Source organism: Mesorhizobium sp. W050, from assembly GCF_054719535.1.
On sequence record NZ_JBTTIH010000001.1, the window covers coordinates 661,743 to 678,791 of the forward strand.

The following is a 17,049-nucleotide window of genomic DNA, read 5'->3' on the forward strand; positions in this document are numbered from 1 at the left end:
AAGCATGCTTATGTTATGCGATCGCGTAACACACCGGATAGTTGCCGGTGGTTGACACAAAAAACCGGAATTTCCCTCGGCAAATGGGGGATTTCCGGGCGCCGCGGACATTCGGCGCCCGGGAAATATCAGCCGGCCTTGCGGCCGATTATCCGGTTGGCGGCCGAAACAACGGCTTCCAGCGAGGCGGCGACGATGTTGGTGTTGATGCCGGCGCCGAACAGCTTGCTGCCGGGATATTCCATCTCGACATAGGAAATCGCCGAGGCGTTCGAGCCGCGCTGGAGCGAATGTTCGGAATAATCAAGCACCGACATGTCGACGCCAACATGACGCGACAGCGCATCGACGAAGCCGTCGATCGGGCCGGTGCCGGAGCCGGCGATTGTCGTCTCCTTGCCGTTGTCGAGGATCACCGCCTCGACCACGCGCCGGCCCTTTTTCTCGGTATCGGGATAGGTGTGATGGTCGAGGAACTTCAGTCGTGCGCCGGGCTGGTCGACATAGGTTTCGATAAAGCGGTCATGGATGCGTTTTGCCGGCACTTCCTTGCCTTCGGCGTCGGTGATCGCCTGGATCTCCTGGCTGAACTCGATCTGCAGGTTGCGCGGCAGATTGAGGCCGTAATCGGCCTGCAGTACATAGGCGATGCCGCCTTTGCCCGACTGCGAGTTGATGCGGATGATCGCCTCGTAGCTGCGTCCGACATCGGCCGGATCGATCGGCAGATAGGGCACTTCCCAGACCGGCGTGTTGGCCTTCTTCAAGGCCTTCATGCCCTTGTTGATGGCGTCCTGGTGCGAGCCGGAAAAGGCGGTGTAGACGAGTTCGCCGACATAGGGATGGCGCTCGGAGATCTTCAGCTGGTTGGAATATTCGTAGACGTCCTTCATCCGGTTGATGTCGGAGCAATCCAGATGGGGATCGACGCCTTGCGTGTACATGTTGAGCGCCAGCGTCACGATGTCGACATTTCCGGTGCGCTCGCCATTGCCGAACAGCGTGCCTTCGACGCGGTCCGCACCCGCCATCAGGCCGAGCTCGGTGGTGGCGATGCCGGTGCCGCGATCGTTGTGGGGGTGCAGCGAGATCAGCAGGTTCTCGCGGTCGTCCAGGTTGCGGCACATCCATTCGATCCGGTCGGCATAGATGTTGGGCGTCGACATCTCGACCGTCGACGGCAGGTTGATGATCAGCTTGTTGTCGGCTGTCGGCTTCACGATCTCGGTGACGGCGTTGCATATCTCCAGCGCGACTTCGAGCTCGGTGCCGGTAAAGCTTTCGGGCGAATATTCGAAGCGATAACCGCCGCCGGCCTTGGCCGCCATGTCGGTGATCATCTTGGCCGCGTCGGTGGCGATGCGCTTGATACCGCCGACATCCTTCTCGAAGACGACGCGACGCTGCAACTCGCTGGTCGAATTGTAGAAATGCACGATCGGGTTGGTGGCGCCCTTCAGAGATTCGAAGGTGCGGGTGATGAGTTCGGGACGGCACTGCACCAGCACCTGTAGCGAAACATCAGCCGGCACATTGCCTTCCTCGATGCACCAGCGGGCGAAATCGAAATCGGTCTGCGAGGCCGAGGGGAAACCGATCTCGATCTCCTTGAAACCCATGTCGAGCAGCAGGGCGAACATGCGCGCCTTGCGCTCATGACCCATCGGATCGATCAGCGCCTGGTTGCCGTCGCGCAAATCGACCGAGCACCAGACCGGTGCCTTGTCGATGACCTTGTTGGGCCAGGTGCGGTCGGTGAGACCGACCGTCGGGTAGGGCTGGTATTTTCGGGCCGCGCCCGGCATGTGGCCGGCCGCGCGTTTTACGCTTTCGGCTTCGCCGGCGCGGATGTCTTCTCCTGCGTTCATCGTCTTGTTCTCCCGGCGGCTCGCGGATCGGTCTTCGGACGGATTCCAAGGCGAGCAGCGCCTTATCAGATTTTCGTTCGTTGATGTGAATTGCCATTTTCTGAACTGGCCAAGGAGCGTGCGCGTAAGCGGCGGTTCGACCGCCGGGCGCTCCTTCAGCGAACCCGGCGATCGCCGATAAGGCCGAGAAGAAGCAGGGTCGATGCCAGCGCGCGCACCGTCTCGCCGGCAAAGCCAGTCGGACGGGAAGCGACGGAGGAGACGCGCGTGTTCATGGCGGGTTTCATACAGGAGCCGCCATGGACAGGCAAGTGGGCTGCCATTCCACCACTCGCGAGCACTCTTCCCCATGCGCGGCAAATGCGCCAGACTTGCGTGTAGCCGAGGCCGCAATGCTTCGCCGTCGGAGGGGTCATCCGTGAATTTTGTTTTCTTCTCGCCGCATTTTCCCGCCAACGGCGCCGATTTCTGCGACCGGCTGAAGAAGGCCGGCGCCACGGTGCTGGGCATTGGCGATGCTCCTTATGAGGCGCTGGACGGCAAGCTGAAGGTGGCCCTGTCGGAATATTACCGCATCGCCGACATGGAGGACTACGACCCGGTGTTCCGGGCGATGGGTCATTTCATCCACAAATGGGGCCGGATCGAGCGCTTCGAGTCCCTCAACGAACATTGGCTGGAGCTGGAGGCCAATATCCGCACCGACTTCAACATCTACGGCACCAAGCTCGATTTCGTGAAGAATTTGAAGCGCAAGAGCCGCATGCGTGCATTCTTTCGCAAGAGCGGCGTCGACACCATCGCCCAGCGCAAATGCTCCGACCGGGCCGGTGCCATGACCTTCATCCGCCGCGTCGGCTATCCCGTGGTGGTGAAGCCCGATTCCGGTTCCGGCGCCTCGAACACCTTCAAGATTTCCAACGCCAGGGAACTCGACCAGTTCTTCAGAGACAAGCCCGAGGACGTGACCTTCGTCATGGAGCAATTCATCGAGGGGCTGGTGGTGACCTTCGATGGGCTGGTCAACCGTGACGGCGAGGTGGTGCTGGCGGCCAGCCACCGCTACGACCAGAGCATCATGGAAGTGGTCAACAAGGATCGCCACATGAGCTACACCTGCTTTCCCAAGGTCCGACCGGCGATCGAAGAGGCCGGCCGCAAAATCCTCAAGGCGTTCGACGTGCGCGAGCGCTTCTTCCACATCGAGCTGTTCGAAACCAAGGACGACCGCGTCATCGCGCTTGAGGTCAACATGCGGCCGCCCGGCGCCTGGATGACCGATGCGATCAACTACACGTTCGACATCGACGTCTACGCGGCTTGGGCGGACATGGTGGTGAAGGATGCCGCCGGTGGTCCTTATGAGGGCAAGTATTTCACCGCTTATGCCAGCCGCAAGCAGCACCTCCACTATTTGCACAGCCATGAGGACGTGCTAGCCGCGCATCGCGACAAGATCGTCCATCATCAGCCGATAGAAAAGGTTTTCAGCCGCGCCATGGGAAATTACGCCTACCAGATGCGCTCGAAGGACGAAGCAGCACTGCGCGCGGCTGTCGCCTACATCCACGCGGAAAAGGCTTAGACGCGATGGACATCTCTTATCACAAGGGTTTCTCCGGCAATCTCGGCCGCGACATGGAATACAAGCGCTACGGCCATGCCGGCCGGCCGGTGGTGGTGTTCCCGACGTCGCAGGGGCGGTTCTACCAGTTCGAGGATTCCGGCGGGGTAGGAGCGCTGGCCGAATTCATCGACACCGGCCGCATCCAGCTGTTCGCGGTCGACGGCGTGGATTCGGAATCGTTCTTCAACAAGCATGCCGGCGCCGCCCACCGCATCGGTCGCCACGAGGCTTACTTCCGATATGTGCGCGAGGAGGCGCTGCCGGAGTTTCTGGCGACCGCCGAGCAAGCCAATGGCGGGCGCAAATTAAAGCCGCTGTTCACCGGCTGTTCGATGGGCGGTTATCATTCCACGAATTTCGTCTTTCGCTTTCCCGAACTCGCCAGCGGCGTCATCGCGCTGTCGGGCGTCTATTCGGCGGGCGACTTCTTCGGCAAGGCGCTGGAAGGCGATATCTTCTACAATTCGCCGCTCGACTATCTGCCCGGCATCGTAGACCCAAAACTGCTTGCCCGGCTGAAGGCGCTGAGGATGATCTTCTGCTGCGGGCAGGGCGCCTGGGAAGAGCGGATGCTGGTCGAGACCCGCAGGCTGGAACAGATCCTGCGCGACAAATCCATTCCCGCCTGGGTCGACTATTGGGGCGGCGATGTCAGTCATGACTGGCCATGGTGGCACAAGCAGCTGGTCTATTTCTTCGGCCGCTGGCTGGATGATGATCTGATGCACCGGCTAGATTGATGACCACACCCGAACCTATCCGCCGCTTTATCGAGGCCACCAATGCGTGTGATAGCGAAGCCGTTCTCCACACGTTCACAGCCGACGCGTCCCTGACCGACTGGGGGCGGTCCTTCCAAGGCCGCCAGCAGATCGCGCGCTGGAACCAGTCGGATAATATCGGCGTGAAGTCCAATCTTCGCATTGTCCGCATCGCCGAGGTCGAGGGCAGCTACCGCGTCCGCATTGCCGTGAAAGGCAATGGCTTCAACGGTGAGGGTGACATGACCTTCGTGCTCGACGGCCACCGCATAGCGAGCCTCGTCATCTCCTGACGCGGCTCAGCTACCCTTCCTGGCAAACCGGCAGAGCAATGGTCTCGTGTTCCACCGCCGATCCACGGCGCAAGCCGAGAAAGACGACAAGGGCGGTGACGATGGTGATTGCCGCCAGCACGATCAGCAGCCTGTCGAACGCGATCTCATAGGCCTGGACCAGGACCGTGGCTCCGGCACCCGGCAAGCGGGCTGCCGCTTCGCCGATGTTGCCGGTCACCAGCAGCTGCGCGGCGGCGGTTGCATCCAGGGAAGACGCCGTTCCCTGAGCCGCCAGTTGGGCTGCCGTGAAACCCGACAGGACTGCCATGACGATCGCCAGCGCCACGCCTTCGCAAGCGACGCGGGTGGTGTTGAAGATGCCGACCGCCATGCCGGCACGCTCTTTCGGCACGACGCCGACGGCAAGTCCGTCCATCAGCCCCCAAGGCAAGGCGATGCCGACGCCGATGAGGATCAGCGGCGCCACCAGCGCTGCGACGACAGGCGGTGTCAGGCTCAGCCAGACAAGGCCGCCGGCGGCCACAAGCAGGCCGACACCGCAGATCGTTGCCGGAGCGATCCAGCGCGCTACCTGGCCGGCGAGCAGTGGCAGGATCAACAGCGGTCCCGACAGGCAGATCATCAACTGCCCCGCCTTGATCTCGCTCATCCCCTCGATGCCGATGAAGCGGATAGGCAACAGCACCAGCAGGACGACGAAGCCATAGGCGGGAGCGGCCGCCAGGAACTGGACGCCGACGAAGCGGGGAAAGCGGAACAGCGAGAGATCGAGCATCGGCCGGCGCACGCGCCGCTCGACGACGACGAAAGCGGCAAAGCAAAGGGCGGCCGCCACGAGAAGCGCGATCACCAGGGGATCGGTCCAGCCGCTCTGCGGCGCTTGCAGCACGCCGTAGGTCAGCGATGCCAGCGCGATCGTAAAGGTGCCGGCTCCCGCCCAGTCGAGGCCGGTCGCATCCGGATCGCGCGATTCCCTGATGGTGCGCAGGCCGAGCAAAGCGGCTGCAATCGCGAGCACTGCCACCAAGACGAAGATCGATCGCCAGCCGAAAGCATCTATGAGCAGGCCCGACGCGATCGGCCCAAAAGCGAGGCCGATGCCGAAACTGGTGCCGAGGAAGGAGAAGGCGCGCAGCCGCAATGGCCCATCGAATTCCTGGGCAAGAGCGGAGGCGCCGCCGGCAAAGGCGGCGGCACTGCCGAGCCCTTGCGCAGCCCTGAGCACATCGAACCAGACGATATCAGGGGCGAACATCGATCCCAGCGATGCCAGCACATAGGTGGCGAGGCCAACAAGGAAGAGCCGCTTGCGGCCATGATTGTCGGCCAGCGCGCCTGATGCCATCAAGGTGGCGGCGAAGGTCAGCATGAAGGCGTTGGTCACCCAGTTGAGCGCGATAGGGCTGCCGCCGAGGTCGGCCGCAATGCGGGAAAGCGCGACGGCCGGGCCGGTGAAGGTCAAGGGCATTGTCATGGCGGCGAGGCATACCGACAACAGGACAAGCCATGGCGCGACCGCGCCGTTTGTGGTCTTCGAGGTCATGGATTTCCTATCTGAACCAGGATCCGCCGGTCTGCCGCAAGCTTGCTGCGCCGGTCGTAACGGGAAGATAGGCTCGCGACACTTCGAGAAAAATAGTGTTAAATCTCCAGATATACCGGACTGAAACGCTCGAATGGAGAGATGCGATGGAACGCCTCAATGGGCTCCTGGCCTTTGCCCGCACGGCTGAGTTCGGCAGCTTCATCGCTGCGGGCCGCACGCTCGGCATCTCGGCATCGGCCGTCGGCAAGAGCGTCGCCAGGCTCGAGCAGGATCTCGGCGTAAGGTTGCTTCAGCGCAGCACGCGCCGCATCGGGTTGACCGAAGAGGGCAAGCTGTTCAACGAGCGGGTGCGGCGCATCCTCGACGACATCGACGATGCCGAGGCGATGCTGTCGCGGAGCCGCGAAACACCGCATGGGCGGCTGCGCGTTTCGACGCCGATCGTGACCTATCATTTGCTGTTCCCGGTGCTGTCGGAGTTCATGGCGCGCTATCCCGAAATCGAACTCGACATCGACTTTAACGACCGCATCGTCGACCTCATCGACGAAGGCGTCGACATCGCGATCCGCAGCGGCGACCTGCCGGATTCGCGCCTGGTGGCGCGGCCGCTTGCACCCTTCCGGCTGCTGTTGTGTGCGGCACCCTCCTATATCGAGCAGCACGGCAACCCGAGCGGCCCGGACGATCTCGTGAACCATTACGGCATCCGCTTCCGCTTTCCCAACAGCGGCAAGCTGCAAGGCTGGCCGTTCATCGGCGGCAGCGCCGAGCCGCAGGTCCGCTCGATGCTGACCTGCAACAACACGGAGGCGCTGAAGGGCGCCACGATGGCCGGGCTCGGCATCAGCTCGATGCCCGATTTCCTGGTCCGCCAGGCGCTGCGTGACGGCTTGCTGCGCACGGTACTGGACGACCATGTCGATGGCCGCGGCCAGTTCCGGTTGCTTTGGCCGTCCAATCGCCATTTGTCGCCAAAGGTTCGCGCCTTCGTCGACTTTCTTCCCGACCGGCTTGCCGCGACGCTGAGCGGCTCTTAGAGCATGATCCCAAAAAAGTGGGTACCGGTTTTTGGAAAAGATCATGCTCCAACAAAGGGTTAGATCATGATGAAATTTCAACGAAATCTCATCATGATCTAGTCCTTCGCGGCCGACAGCGACGGCGACAGCGAGGAATAGCTCTGCTTCTCAGTAGGTGGCGCGGCCGCCGGAGAGGTCGAAGGTCGCGCCGGTGGTGAAGGAATTTTCGTCCGACAGCATGAAGGCGATCATCGCGGCCGCCTCTTCGACTTCGACGAACCGGCCTCGCGGCACCTTGCCCAGCATGTAGGCGACCTGGGCCTCAGTGAGCTGTTCGAGGATGCGGGTGCGGGCGGGCGATGGGGTCAGCGCGTTGACGGCGATGTCGTGGCCGGCCAACTCCTTACCGAGCGATTTTGTCAGCGCGAGCACGCCGGCCTTGGCGGCGGAATAGGCGGCGGCATTCGGATTGCCTTCCTTGCCTGCGACCGAGGCGATGTTGACGATGCGGCCGTAGCTGCGCGCGATCATGCCGGGCACCAGGCGCTTGCAGCAGTAGAAGACGCCGTTGAGGTCGATGTCGATTATCTGGCGCCAGGCGGCAGGATCATAATCCGCCACCGTCGCTGCCGGTCCGGCGATGCCGGCATTGTTTACCAGCAGATCGACCGGACCAAGCGAGCGCTCGGTTTCGGTCGCGGCGCTGTCGACGGCCTCCATCAGCGATTGATCGCACAGCAAACCCTCGACCCGGCCGAGCGGGGCGAGTTCGGAAACGGCCTTCGCCATGGCGGTCTCGTCCACATCCCAGATGGCGACGCTGGCACCCGATGACAGCAGTCGCCGGGCGACGGCAAGGCCGATGCCTTGCGCGCCGCCGGTCACCACGGCGACCCGGCCTGAGAGATCGACGGCATTCACACGACGGTTCATGGGCACTTTTCCTCTTCCCTGCATATTTGAATCTCAGTCCCTGACGGCTCTCGCCACCAGCCGCGCTATGCTCGGCCCGGCGATGAGCACGACCAGGAAGCGGGCCGACTGCAAGGCCATGACGAAGGATATGTCGACGTTCTGGGCGGCGGCGGCAATGATGGCGACGCTGTCCATGCCGCCGGGGCTGGTCGCGAGATAGGCGGTCAGCGGATCGATACCAAGGACGTGGCTGATCAGCCAGGCTAGCCCGCCGCAAAAGGCGATCAGCACGACGATAGAGCCGACGATCTGCGGCAGCGCCCGTGTCGCATGACGCAGGATCGCCCGGGTAAAGTTCAACCCTATCGACCAGCCGACCATCGCATAGGACAGCGCCAGCAGCCATGGCGGCAATTGCATCGCCACGCCGAAGCCGAGATGGACGATGGTGCCGATGATGAAGGTGCCGAGGAAGAAGGGTGACGGCAGCCGGCACAACCGGCCGAGCAGGCCGCCGACCAGCGCCACGCCGAGCGTGGCGGCAAAGGCTGCCGGTTCGATCGGCGGGAACCAGACGATGGCTGGTACCTCGATGCCCGAAGTGTCGACCCACATCTTGGCGACGAGTGCTGCCGTCATCGAGACGAAGATGACGCGCAGATACTGCATGAAGGCGACGAGGCGCTGATCGGCGCCGAAGGCACCGGCCATCAGCACCATGGCAGTGGCAGCACCCGGCGACGAGCCCCAGACCGCGGTGGTGCCGGGCAGGATGCGCCAGCGGCTGATCAACCAGCCAAGCAGGCTGGACGCCGCAAGGGTCGCCAGCACCACGACAAGGACCAGCGGCCATTCCTTGTAGAACACCGAAAAAATGTCGGTGGAGATCGACGCCGCGACCAGACAGCCGACCAAGGCCTGGGCGGCGGCGAACAGCGGCCGCGGCACGCGCACCGTGGCGCCATTGGTGCCGGCAAGGATCGCCGCCAGCATCGGGCCGATCAGCAGCGCCGCCGGCAGTGCGGCGTATTCCAGCGCGCCGGCGAACAGCAGCGAGACGATCAGCAGCACCACCCACTGCCGAACCGGACGCATGCGCGCCATGCGTTCGACGGCCGGTTGGTCTGGCGAAGAGTCCATGTTTGGGTCTTAGACCTGGAAGAGAAAAATGCGAACGCTGTCTCGGACGAAATTCACGACCCCGACCCCGCGTTGGGATGTCACTCGTTCTTGATGGCGGGCAGGCCGAAACCGCCGGCCGGATGGGTCTCGACCTGGAATTCGAAGCCGGCGATGATCGGCCGGGCCTTGGCGATCGCTGCCTGGACCTCCGGCAGCTGCAGCGAAGCCTTGTGGCTTGCGGCGTCGGTCCACACTTCGGTCACCCAGATCGCGTCGGCATCGGCCGGGTCGCGGGCGATGACATAACTCAGGCAACCCGGCATGGCGCCGGTCGAGGCGAGCAGCACATCCATGATCGCGTCGCGCTGGCCGCGCGACGCCCGCATCTTTCCGATCAATCCGTACATTGCCTCTCCCCTTCTTCCAACCTCAGCAAACGTGCGCACGACATGCATGGTTGCGAGACGCAGTATGCAATTGCCGGCTCACGGCATCAACTGGCCACCGTTCACCTCGATCACCTGGCCGGTGATGTAACCACTCAGGAGATCGGAGGACAGGAAGAGATAGGCGCCGACGCAGTCTTCGGCCGTGCCGGCACGCCCTTGAGGAATGGTGGCGACCATGCCCTTCATCTGCTCGTCGGTGGAATAGCGCTCATGGAAGGGTGTCGCGATGGTGCCCGGCGCCACCGCGTTGACGCGGATGCCGAAGCCGATCAGTTCCTTGGCCATGCCGCGCGTCACATTGGAGACAAAGGCCTTGGCCGAACCGTACAGCCCGGCGCCGCCGCCAGCGCCATTGCGCGCCGCGATCGACGAGGTGTTGACGATGAAGCCGCCCTGCTTCTTCAGCCATGGCATCGCCTTGCGCGAGGCCGTCAGCACCGAGCGGGCGTTGAGGTCCATCACCGCGTCGTAGTGCGCCTCGGTCTGCTCCGCATAAGGTACGCGGCCGAGCATGCCGCCGGCATTGTTGATCAGCCCGTCGAGCCGCCCGAATGTTTCGGCGCTCTCCTCGACTACCCGCTCGACATCGGCTGCCTGTGAGAAGTCGCCCTGTGTCAGGAACACCTCACCGCCGCTGTCGCGGATGTTTTTGGCCAGCGTTTCTGCGGCCTCCCGGCTCGAATTGTAGTGCAGGGCGACCCGGCATTTCTGGGCGGCGTAGGCCAGTGCAAGGGCGGCACCGATGCCGGTCGAAGCGCCGGTGACCAGCACCGCCTTGCCGGCAAGATCGGGGATGACGAGGGTGGTCGCGGTCATGAGCACTTTCCTTCGGGCTGTTTGGCCACCCTTCGTAGGCTCTCATGGCCTTCACGTTCAAGCCCGTGGCGGCTCAGGGCCGGAGATAGGCGTAGCCCTGGCGCTGCAGTTCGGCGAGCTTGACGACGCCGCCCTTGTCGGCGGCGTGGAAGCCCTCGAGCAGGTCGGCAAGCGTGATCTCCATGCCTTGCATGGTGTTGCCGCAGGCATGCGGCTCAAGGCCCTGCTGGACAAGGCCGGCAAAGCGTCCCGAGATCGCCGCCGATATGCCTTTCGACTTGAAGCCGGCGAGGGCCGGACCATGCACGACCAACACGATGTCGACATTGCCGCCGGTGCCTTCATAGTGGTTCTTGATGTTGCCGAGCACGAAGTTGACCTTATCGAGGTCGCTGAGGTGATAGGCGACCTTCGGTCTGTCTTCAGCGGCGGCGGCCCGGCTCAGCCCGAACAGGCCGGCGGCACCGGCAAGGCTGGCCCGGAACATGTCGCGTCGACGCATGGCATCCTCTCGGCTTGGCGCTCCCCGCAAATTGCGTGGCTGCGGCCATGATACTAGCATAAATTCACGTTACGTCCTGTCGATGCGAGGAGGGGGTCACATGGCGTTCAGGAAGTGGAAGGTTGTTGCCAGCGCTGGATTTGGCGCCGTGCTGCTCGGCGCGCTTGCAAGTTCGGCCCTTGCCGGCGATGCGCTTAAATTACCCGAACTCAGCCCGAATGGCGCCGATGCGTGTTTCGGCCGCGTCTATGATGCGGCGCACCTCAAGGCGCATCCAAAGCAGAAGGTGGCGCGGATCTTCTTCCTCTATGGCCATGATCCGGTGAGCCATCCGAACGAAGAGCCGATGGCAAACGCCGACACCTCCTACAACGGTTTTCTCACCACCACGGTGCGCGGCGCCAAGGCGCCGCAATGGGCCGGCGGCTGGTGCAATCACGAGTCCGAGGACGGCAAGTCAGGTCCGATCCGCTGCGGCATGGACTGCGACCGCACCATGGCGTCGCTGAAGCTCGATGACAAAGGCCGCCTGATCCTCACCGACGTCTCGTCCGATCTCTATCTCGACGCCGGATCGGAAGACGAACTGGGCGAAGCCGAATATGACCGGCAGGCTCTGGGCTCGGAGGACGATAATTTCCGCCTCGACCCGATGCCGGCCGCAACCTGCCAGGCTGAATTCGCCAAGATCGACCCGATCGATCCGGCGCTTGGGGCTCCCTTGCGCGAGCGACTGAAGCCGGACCAGCCTTTCTGTTTCGGGCGAGACTACGATGCCGCGCATCTCTCCTCGCATCCCGACCAGGTGACGCAGTCGATCCGGGTCTTCCGCGGGCCGGTCGAACTCGCCTCCTTTGCCTCAGGCGATGTCGCCAACTGGCCCGACGGCTCCGATGTCGCCGTTTCGGTGACCACCAGGAAGAACGGGACGAAGGTCACGCAGACCTATTCCTGCCAGGGTGAAGCGGATCAATGGCGCTGCGCGGCCAGTTCGAAGATGAGCAACTTTTCCTGCGATATCGCGCAAAAGGAAATCTTCCTCAAGCGCGGCGCCAACGGCACCCTGATGCTGGCCAACCCCAATAGCAGCCTGGCGATCGTCGATTTGTGCTCGGCGGATGGCAAGACCAAGTCCGATGACAAGGTCTACCGGTTGGAGGCTATGCCGCAGTCGGCCTGCACTCGTTGAGTTCGATCTTGTCTATGACGCTACCATGGTATATATCTTTGCTATATCTCATTTGAGGATAGCACATGGACAAGGCAAAGGTGTTCTGGTCAGGCCGGTCACAAGCTGTGCGCTTGCCTAAGGAGTTTCGGTTCGAGGCAGACGAGGTTTCGATCCGTCGTCATGGGCAAACTGTCATCTTGGAGCCGCTTGCGCAGGATTGGGCATGGCTCGACCAGGTCATCGGACCGGTTGACGACGATTTCGTCCAGGGAGCGCTGGAGCGTCAGGATGGTCAGGATCGACCTGCTTTGGATGACCTCTTTAAGTGACCTACCTGCTCGACACCAATGCCGTCATAGCGGTCATCGCGGGCGACGAGGGTCTGCTGGCTTTGCTCAAACGGCATGCACCACAAGACTTTGCTCTCTCGGCGGTCGTTTTGCATGAGCTGTACTACGGCGCTGAAAAGAGCCAGCGAAAGGTCCAAAATCTGGCGCGCATCGACGCCTTGCAGTTCCCGGTACTTGAATTCGACCGAGACGACGCGAGACATGCCGGTGAGATTCGTGCTGGGCTTGCGGCACTGGGAACCCCGATTGGTCCCTACGATGCGCTGATTGGCGGGCAGGCACGTGCTCGGGACCTCACGCTGATAACCCGCAATATCCGGGAATTCGAGCGGATCAAAGATCTCACTATCGAAACGTGGTAACTCGCCTCACGCGAACGGCACCGCCGTCGTGCCTTTCGGCAGCTTCGCCTCGTCGTCCGGTTCGACATGGATGGTGACGCGCACCGAGGGGATTTCGGCCTTCAGCGCGTCCTCGATGCGGTCGCAAATGACGTGGCTGGCGCCGACCGTCATGTCGGCGTCGACGACCAGGTGGAACTCGATGAAGGTGGCGCGGCCGGCGATGCGGGTCTTGAGGTCATGAACCTCCAGCGCGCCCTTGCAATTGGCCGAGATGATGTCGCGAATGTGCATGTGTTCGGTCGTGTCCACTGCGCGGTCCATCAGCCCGTTCATCGACGAGCCGATGACGTGCCAGCCCTGCCACAGGATGTTGAGCGCGACGATGACGGCAAGCGCCGGATCGAGGATCTGCCAACCGGTCAGGATAGCGCCGACGAGGCCGCCGAAGACGCCGACCGAGGTCACGACGTCGGTCATGATGTGCCGGCCGTCGGCGACCAGCGCCGGTGATTTTGCGCTGCGCCCGGCGCGGATCAGCGTCCAGGCCCAGAAGGCGTTGATGACGGTGGCGACACCGTTGATCGCCAGGCCCTCCCAAGGTTGTTCGAGCGGGGTCGGCGTCTGCCAGGAGCGCCAGACCTCGTTGAGGATCAAAAGCGCGGCGAGCACGATCAGCACGCCTTCCAGCACCGCCGAAAAATACTCGGCCTTGTGGTGGCCGAACGGATGGTCCTGGTCGGCCGGCTTGTAGCTGACCAGGACCGCCCAATAGGCGGCGGCCGAGGCTATGACGTTGACGATCGACTCCAGCGCATCCGAATAGAGCGCAACGGAGCCGGTGACGTACCATGCGGCAAGCTTGAGCGCGAGCACCACGCAGGCGATGACAATCGACCAGAAGGCAAGGCTGGCGATCCTTTGCCTGGCCGCTGCCTTCGCTGCGATCGCCGCCATGTTGTCCGTCGCCGCCATCGTTTCTAAGCGGCCTTTTCCTTGGCCTTGCGCGGCAGATGCGCAACGATGTTTTCGATGATGCGCATGCCGGCATTGTGGCCGAGCGTCATGATCGATTCCGGATGGAACTGGACGGCGGCGATCGGCTCCTTGCGGTGTTCGAAGGCCATGATGATGCCATCCTCGGTCTCGGCGGTGACGATGAAATCGTCGGGCAGCCGCACCGGATCGGCAAAGATCGAGTGGTAGCGGCCGACGGTCACTTCCTTGGGCAGGCCGGAGAAGATGATTCCGGGCTTGGAGACGCGGATGCGCGACGGCTTGCCGTGCATCGGCACGTGCAACTGCCTGAGTTCGCCGCCATAGGCCTCGGCCAGCGCCTGCAGGCCAAGGCAGACGCCGAAGATCGGCAGGTCGCTGGCGCGGGCGTTCTTGATGGTCGCGGCGCAGTCGAAATCCTTCGGCGTGCCCGGTCCGGGCGACAGCACGACGAGATCGGGCTTCAGCCGTTCGAAGACTTCTTCCGGCACCGGCGAACGCACGGTCGAGACATTGGCACCGGTCTGGCGGAAATAGTTGGCCAGTGTGTGGACAAAGGAGTCCTCGTGGTCGACGAGCAGGATGTTGACGCCGTCGCCGACGCGCGCGGTGGTGCGTTCGGCGCCTGCGGCATTGCCCAATTTGGCGTCGCGAATGGCGGAGAGCATGGCGGATGCCTTCAGTTCGGTTTCGGCTTCTTCTTCCTCGGGGATGCTGTCGAAGAGCAATGTGGCGCCGGCTCGCACCTCGGCAATGCCGTCCTTGATGCGGATGGTGCGGAGCGTCAGGCCGGTGTTCATGTCGCCGTTGAAATTGACCATGCCGATGGCGCCGCCATACCAGGCACGCGGGCTCTTTTCGTTCTGCTCGATGAAGCGCATCGCCCACAGTTTCGGCGCACCGGTGACGGTGACCGCCCAGGCATGCGACAGGAAGGCGTCGAAGGCATCCATGCCTTCGCGCAGGCGCCCTTCGATGTGATCGACGGTGTGGATCAGGCGTGAATACATTTCGATCTGGCGGCGGCCGATGACGCGCACCGAGCCCGGATCGCAGACCCTGGACTTGTCGTTGCGGTCGACGTCCGAGCACATTGTCAGCTCGGATTCATCCTTCTTGGAGTTGAGCAGCTTCAGGATCTGCTCGCTATCGGAAATGGCGTCGTCGCCGCGCTTGATGGTGCCGGATATCGGGCAGGTCTCGACGCGGCGGCCATTGACGCGCACGAACATTTCGGGCGAGGCGCCGATCAGATACTCGTTTTCGCCGAGATTGATGAAGAAGGAATAGGGCGACGGGTTGATCGACTTCAGCTTGCGCGAGATTTCGGAAGGCTGCGTCTCGCAGCGTTCGTAGAACATCTGCCCGGGCACGACCTCGAACAGGTCGCCGCGCTTGAAACTGTCCATCGCCTTGCGCACCAGATTGGCATATTCGCCCGGCTCATGGTCGCCGCGCGGCGGGATGCGGTCGGCGGGCTTGAACGGTTCGGCGATTTCGTCGCGCGGCAGCCCCTCGGTTGAAAAACCGTCGCCGGAATAGTCGTAGCGGTCGGTCCAGGCCTTGGTCGAATAATGGTCGACGACCAGGATCTCGTCAGGCAGGAACAGCACGAGATCGCGCTGGCTCTGTTTGCGCTCGAGCTTGTAGTCGACTGGATCGAACTGGAAGGCGAGGTCGTAACCGAAGGCGCCGTAAAGGCCGAGATTGGCGTCTTCATCGGTCTTGAACAAAGCGGTGATGGCGCGCAGCACAGTAAACACAGAGGGGACGCGGCTGCGCTCTTCCTCGGTGAAGACGCGGCCGGGCTTGGCGACATCGAGGCGGATCAGCTTTTTCGAGGTTTCAGCAATCGTCACCTCGGTAATGCCGGCCAGCGTCTTGCCGATCACCGGCAGCAGCACTTCGCCACGGCCGTTCAGCGCCTCGATGCGCATGGCGCGGCCACGCGCGGAAATCACCAGCGGCGGATCGATGATGGCCGTATCCCAGCGTGTGTAGCGGCCCGGATATTCGTAATTCGAGGAAAACACCGCACCACGGCGCGAGTTCAAGCCGTCGACATAAGCGTCGATCGCACCGGCGTAAGGCTTGTCGTGGCGTTCGCGGGTGATGGTGACACCACCTGCGGTCACGAAGCTTTCCGCGCCGTTTTCCAGAGCCTTGATCGTCATTGCCGTCTCCATATGGCTTGTTGGGGCAACGGACCCGGGACTGGCTTTGAAAAAACAAATGGCCGCCCGGACATTCCGTTGCGGCCACCCTCTATTTTCACGCGCACGCGTTCGAACAGGCCGCTGTCAGCGGGCCCACCACCAAATGGTCTTGATCGAGCGCATGTTCATGGGCGAAATCCATAGCGGCGAAAAGCCGGATGCGCAACAGGTTTGAAAGGCCTGTTTGTGGCCGCCGCTTCTGCAGCCCATGGCACATCGCCAAGGCTTGGGGTCCTGCCTAGACTGTTCGTCCAACATCGGAAAGACGGGAAGACAGCAATGACCGAGCAGATCGAGCGCGCACGCAGGTTCCATGCGCTCCACGTCAGGGGCAACCCGATCGTTCTCTACAATGCCTGGGATCCGGGCTCGGCCAAGATCGTCGAGAAGGCGGGCGCCAAGGCGATCGCCACCGGAAGCTGGCCGGTCGCGGCTGCTTTTGATTATGCCGATGGCGAGAAAATTCCGCTGGAGCTGGCGCTGGACAACATCAAGCGCATCGTGGCGGCAGTCGACCTGCCGGTGACCATGGACCTCGAAGGCGGCTACGGCGTCGAGCCGGTGACTGTCGCCCAGACGGTGACACGTGCCCTGCAGGCCGGCGCCATCGGTTTCAATTTCGAGGACCAGATCGTCGGCGGCGCCGGTCTGCACGACATCGCCATACAGGTGAAGCGCATCGAGGCGGCAGCGGCGGCGGTGAAGGCTTCCGGCATTCCCGCCTACATCAACGCCCGTACCGACATTTTCCTCAAGGCCAAGCCGGATGCGCATGACAGCGTGCTGCTCGACCAGGCCATCGAGCGGGCGCACGCTTATGAAAAGGCAGGAGCTAGCGGCTTCTTTGCGCCGGGGCTCGGCGACGAGGGTCTGATCGAGGCGCTGTGCAAGGCGACGGCATTGCCGGTCAACATCATCGCGCTGGCGCATGTGCCGCCGCGCCAGCGCCTGGCCGAGCTTGGTGTCGCCCGTGTCAGCCACGGCCCGGTGCCGTACCGGCAGATGGCCGAATGGCTGGAGGCCAAGGCGCGGCTGGCGATTTCGGGTTAGC

The 17,049-nt window shown here is 62.9% G+C and carries 17 protein-coding genes; 8 read left to right on the forward strand and 9 right to left on the reverse strand.

Annotation, left to right across the window (positions count from 1 at the left end; translation table 11 throughout):
* Nucleotides 1–128: 128 nt before the first annotated feature.
* Complete coding sequence (gene leuA / locus ACYG9Y_RS03145) at nucleotides 129–1,805, reverse strand: 2-isopropylmalate synthase (RefSeq protein ID WP_023737773.1); 1,677 nt, start codon at nucleotides 1,803–1,805, stop codon at nucleotides 129–131.
* A gap of 481 nt (nucleotides 1,806–2,286) precedes the next feature.
* On the opposite strand from leuA, the gene ACYG9Y_RS03150 reads away from it, so the two are divergent.
* From ACYG9Y_RS03150 to ACYG9Y_RS03160, 3 genes are read left to right on the forward strand one after another with little or no spacing between them, the layout of a single operon-like run.
* Nucleotides 2,287–3,453, forward strand: coding sequence for an ATP-grasp domain-containing protein (locus ACYG9Y_RS03150; RefSeq protein WP_023711108.1), 1,167 nt, complete (start codon nucleotides 2,287–2,289; stop codon nucleotides 3,451–3,453).
* Between the two features lie 5 nt (nucleotides 3,454–3,458).
* Nucleotides 3,459–4,235, forward strand: a complete 777-nt coding sequence (locus ACYG9Y_RS03155) for an esterase family protein (protein ID WP_023695838.1) — start codon at nucleotides 3,459–3,461, stop codon at nucleotides 4,233–4,235.
* Complete coding sequence (locus tag ACYG9Y_RS03160; RefSeq protein WP_031253231.1) at nucleotides 4,235–4,549, forward strand: nuclear transport factor 2 family protein; 315 nt, start codon at nucleotides 4,235–4,237, stop codon at nucleotides 4,547–4,549. The genes ACYG9Y_RS03155 and ACYG9Y_RS03160 overlap by 1 nt, the downstream gene beginning before the upstream one ends.
* A 10-nt stretch (nucleotides 4,550–4,559) precedes the next feature.
* Here ACYG9Y_RS03160 and ACYG9Y_RS03165 read toward each other — a convergent pair whose 3' ends face one another.
* Nucleotides 4,560–6,095 carry an MFS transporter gene (locus ACYG9Y_RS03165; RefSeq protein ID WP_023737775.1) on the reverse strand — a complete coding sequence of 512 codons (1,536 nt, stop codon included), beginning with the start codon at nucleotides 6,093–6,095 and terminating at the stop codon, nucleotides 4,560–4,562.
* A gap of 146 nt (nucleotides 6,096–6,241) precedes the next feature.
* Between ACYG9Y_RS03165 and ACYG9Y_RS03170 the strand changes: the two genes are divergently transcribed.
* Nucleotides 6,242–7,138 (forward strand): LysR family transcriptional regulator, encoded by an 897-nt coding sequence (locus tag ACYG9Y_RS03170; protein WP_023737776.1) that lies wholly within the window; start codon nucleotides 6,242–6,244, stop codon nucleotides 7,136–7,138.
* A 150-nt stretch (nucleotides 7,139–7,288) separates the two neighbouring features.
* Here ACYG9Y_RS03170 and ACYG9Y_RS03175 read toward each other — a convergent pair whose 3' ends face one another.
* The 5 genes from ACYG9Y_RS03175 to ACYG9Y_RS03195 form a co-directional block, all read right to left on the reverse strand.
* Nucleotides 7,289–8,041: an SDR family NAD(P)-dependent oxidoreductase gene (locus ACYG9Y_RS03175; protein ID WP_023669968.1), complete on the reverse strand. Its 753-nt coding sequence runs from the start codon at nucleotides 8,039–8,041 to the stop codon at nucleotides 7,289–7,291.
* A gap of 45 nt (nucleotides 8,042–8,086) precedes the next feature.
* A complete protein-coding gene (locus ACYG9Y_RS03180; protein WP_023737777.1) occupies nucleotides 8,087–9,175 on the reverse strand; it encodes an AbrB family transcriptional regulator in 1,089 nt (362 codons plus the stop codon).
* A gap of 80 nt (nucleotides 9,176–9,255) precedes the next feature.
* Nucleotides 9,256–9,564: a putative quinol monooxygenase gene (locus tag ACYG9Y_RS03185; RefSeq protein ID WP_023686181.1), complete on the reverse strand. Its 309-nt coding sequence runs from the start codon at nucleotides 9,562–9,564 to the stop codon at nucleotides 9,256–9,258.
* Between the two features lie 78 nt (nucleotides 9,565–9,642).
* Nucleotides 9,643–10,422: an SDR family NAD(P)-dependent oxidoreductase gene (locus ACYG9Y_RS03190; protein ID WP_023686180.1), complete on the reverse strand. Its 780-nt coding sequence runs from the start codon at nucleotides 10,420–10,422 to the stop codon at nucleotides 9,643–9,645.
* Between the two features lie 73 nt (nucleotides 10,423–10,495).
* On the reverse strand, nucleotides 10,496–10,924 hold the full coding sequence (locus ACYG9Y_RS03195; protein WP_023686179.1) for a DsrE family protein: 429 nt from the start codon (nucleotides 10,922–10,924) through the stop codon (nucleotides 10,496–10,498).
* 100 nt (nucleotides 10,925–11,024) lie between these two features.
* Here ACYG9Y_RS03195 and ACYG9Y_RS03200 point away from each other — a divergent pair, with 100 nt between their 5' ends.
* The 3 genes from ACYG9Y_RS03200 (at nucleotide 11,025) to ACYG9Y_RS03210 (ending at nucleotide 12,807) form a co-directional block, all read left to right on the forward strand.
* The gene (locus ACYG9Y_RS03200; protein WP_023737778.1) at nucleotides 11,025–12,113 is read left to right on the forward strand and encodes a hypothetical protein; all 1,089 of its coding nucleotides are present in this window, start codon (nucleotides 11,025–11,027) and stop codon (nucleotides 12,111–12,113) included.
* Between the two features lie 65 nt (nucleotides 12,114–12,178).
* Nucleotides 12,179–12,424, forward strand: a complete 246-nt coding sequence (locus ACYG9Y_RS03205) for an antitoxin (protein WP_023724992.1) — start codon at nucleotides 12,179–12,181, stop codon at nucleotides 12,422–12,424.
* Nucleotides 12,421–12,807, forward strand: coding sequence for a type II toxin-antitoxin system VapC family toxin (locus ACYG9Y_RS03210; RefSeq protein WP_023711114.1), 387 nt, complete (start codon nucleotides 12,421–12,423; stop codon nucleotides 12,805–12,807). Before ACYG9Y_RS03205 ends, ACYG9Y_RS03210 begins: the two co-directional genes overlap by 4 nt.
* A 6-nt stretch (nucleotides 12,808–12,813) precedes the next feature.
* Here ACYG9Y_RS03210 and ACYG9Y_RS03215 read toward each other — a convergent pair whose 3' ends face one another.
* Together ACYG9Y_RS03215 and ACYG9Y_RS03220 are read right to left on the reverse strand one after the other, a co-directional pair.
* Nucleotides 12,814–13,743 (reverse strand): cation diffusion facilitator family transporter, encoded by a 930-nt coding sequence (locus ACYG9Y_RS03215; protein ID WP_196813681.1) that lies wholly within the window; start codon nucleotides 13,741–13,743, stop codon nucleotides 12,814–12,816.
* A 23-nt stretch (nucleotides 13,744–13,766) separates the two neighbouring features.
* On the reverse strand, nucleotides 13,767–15,956 hold the full coding sequence (locus ACYG9Y_RS03220) for an anthranilate synthase (RefSeq protein ID WP_023737779.1): 2,190 nt from the start codon (nucleotides 15,954–15,956) through the stop codon (nucleotides 13,767–13,769).
* A gap of 321 nt (nucleotides 15,957–16,277) precedes the next feature.
* On the opposite strand from ACYG9Y_RS03220, the gene ACYG9Y_RS03225 reads away from it, so the two are divergent.
* A complete protein-coding gene (locus ACYG9Y_RS03225) occupies nucleotides 16,278–17,048 on the forward strand; it encodes an isocitrate lyase/PEP mutase family protein (RefSeq protein WP_023737780.1) in 771 nt (256 codons plus the stop codon).
* The last annotated feature ends 1 nt before the right edge of the window (nucleotide 17,049 follow it).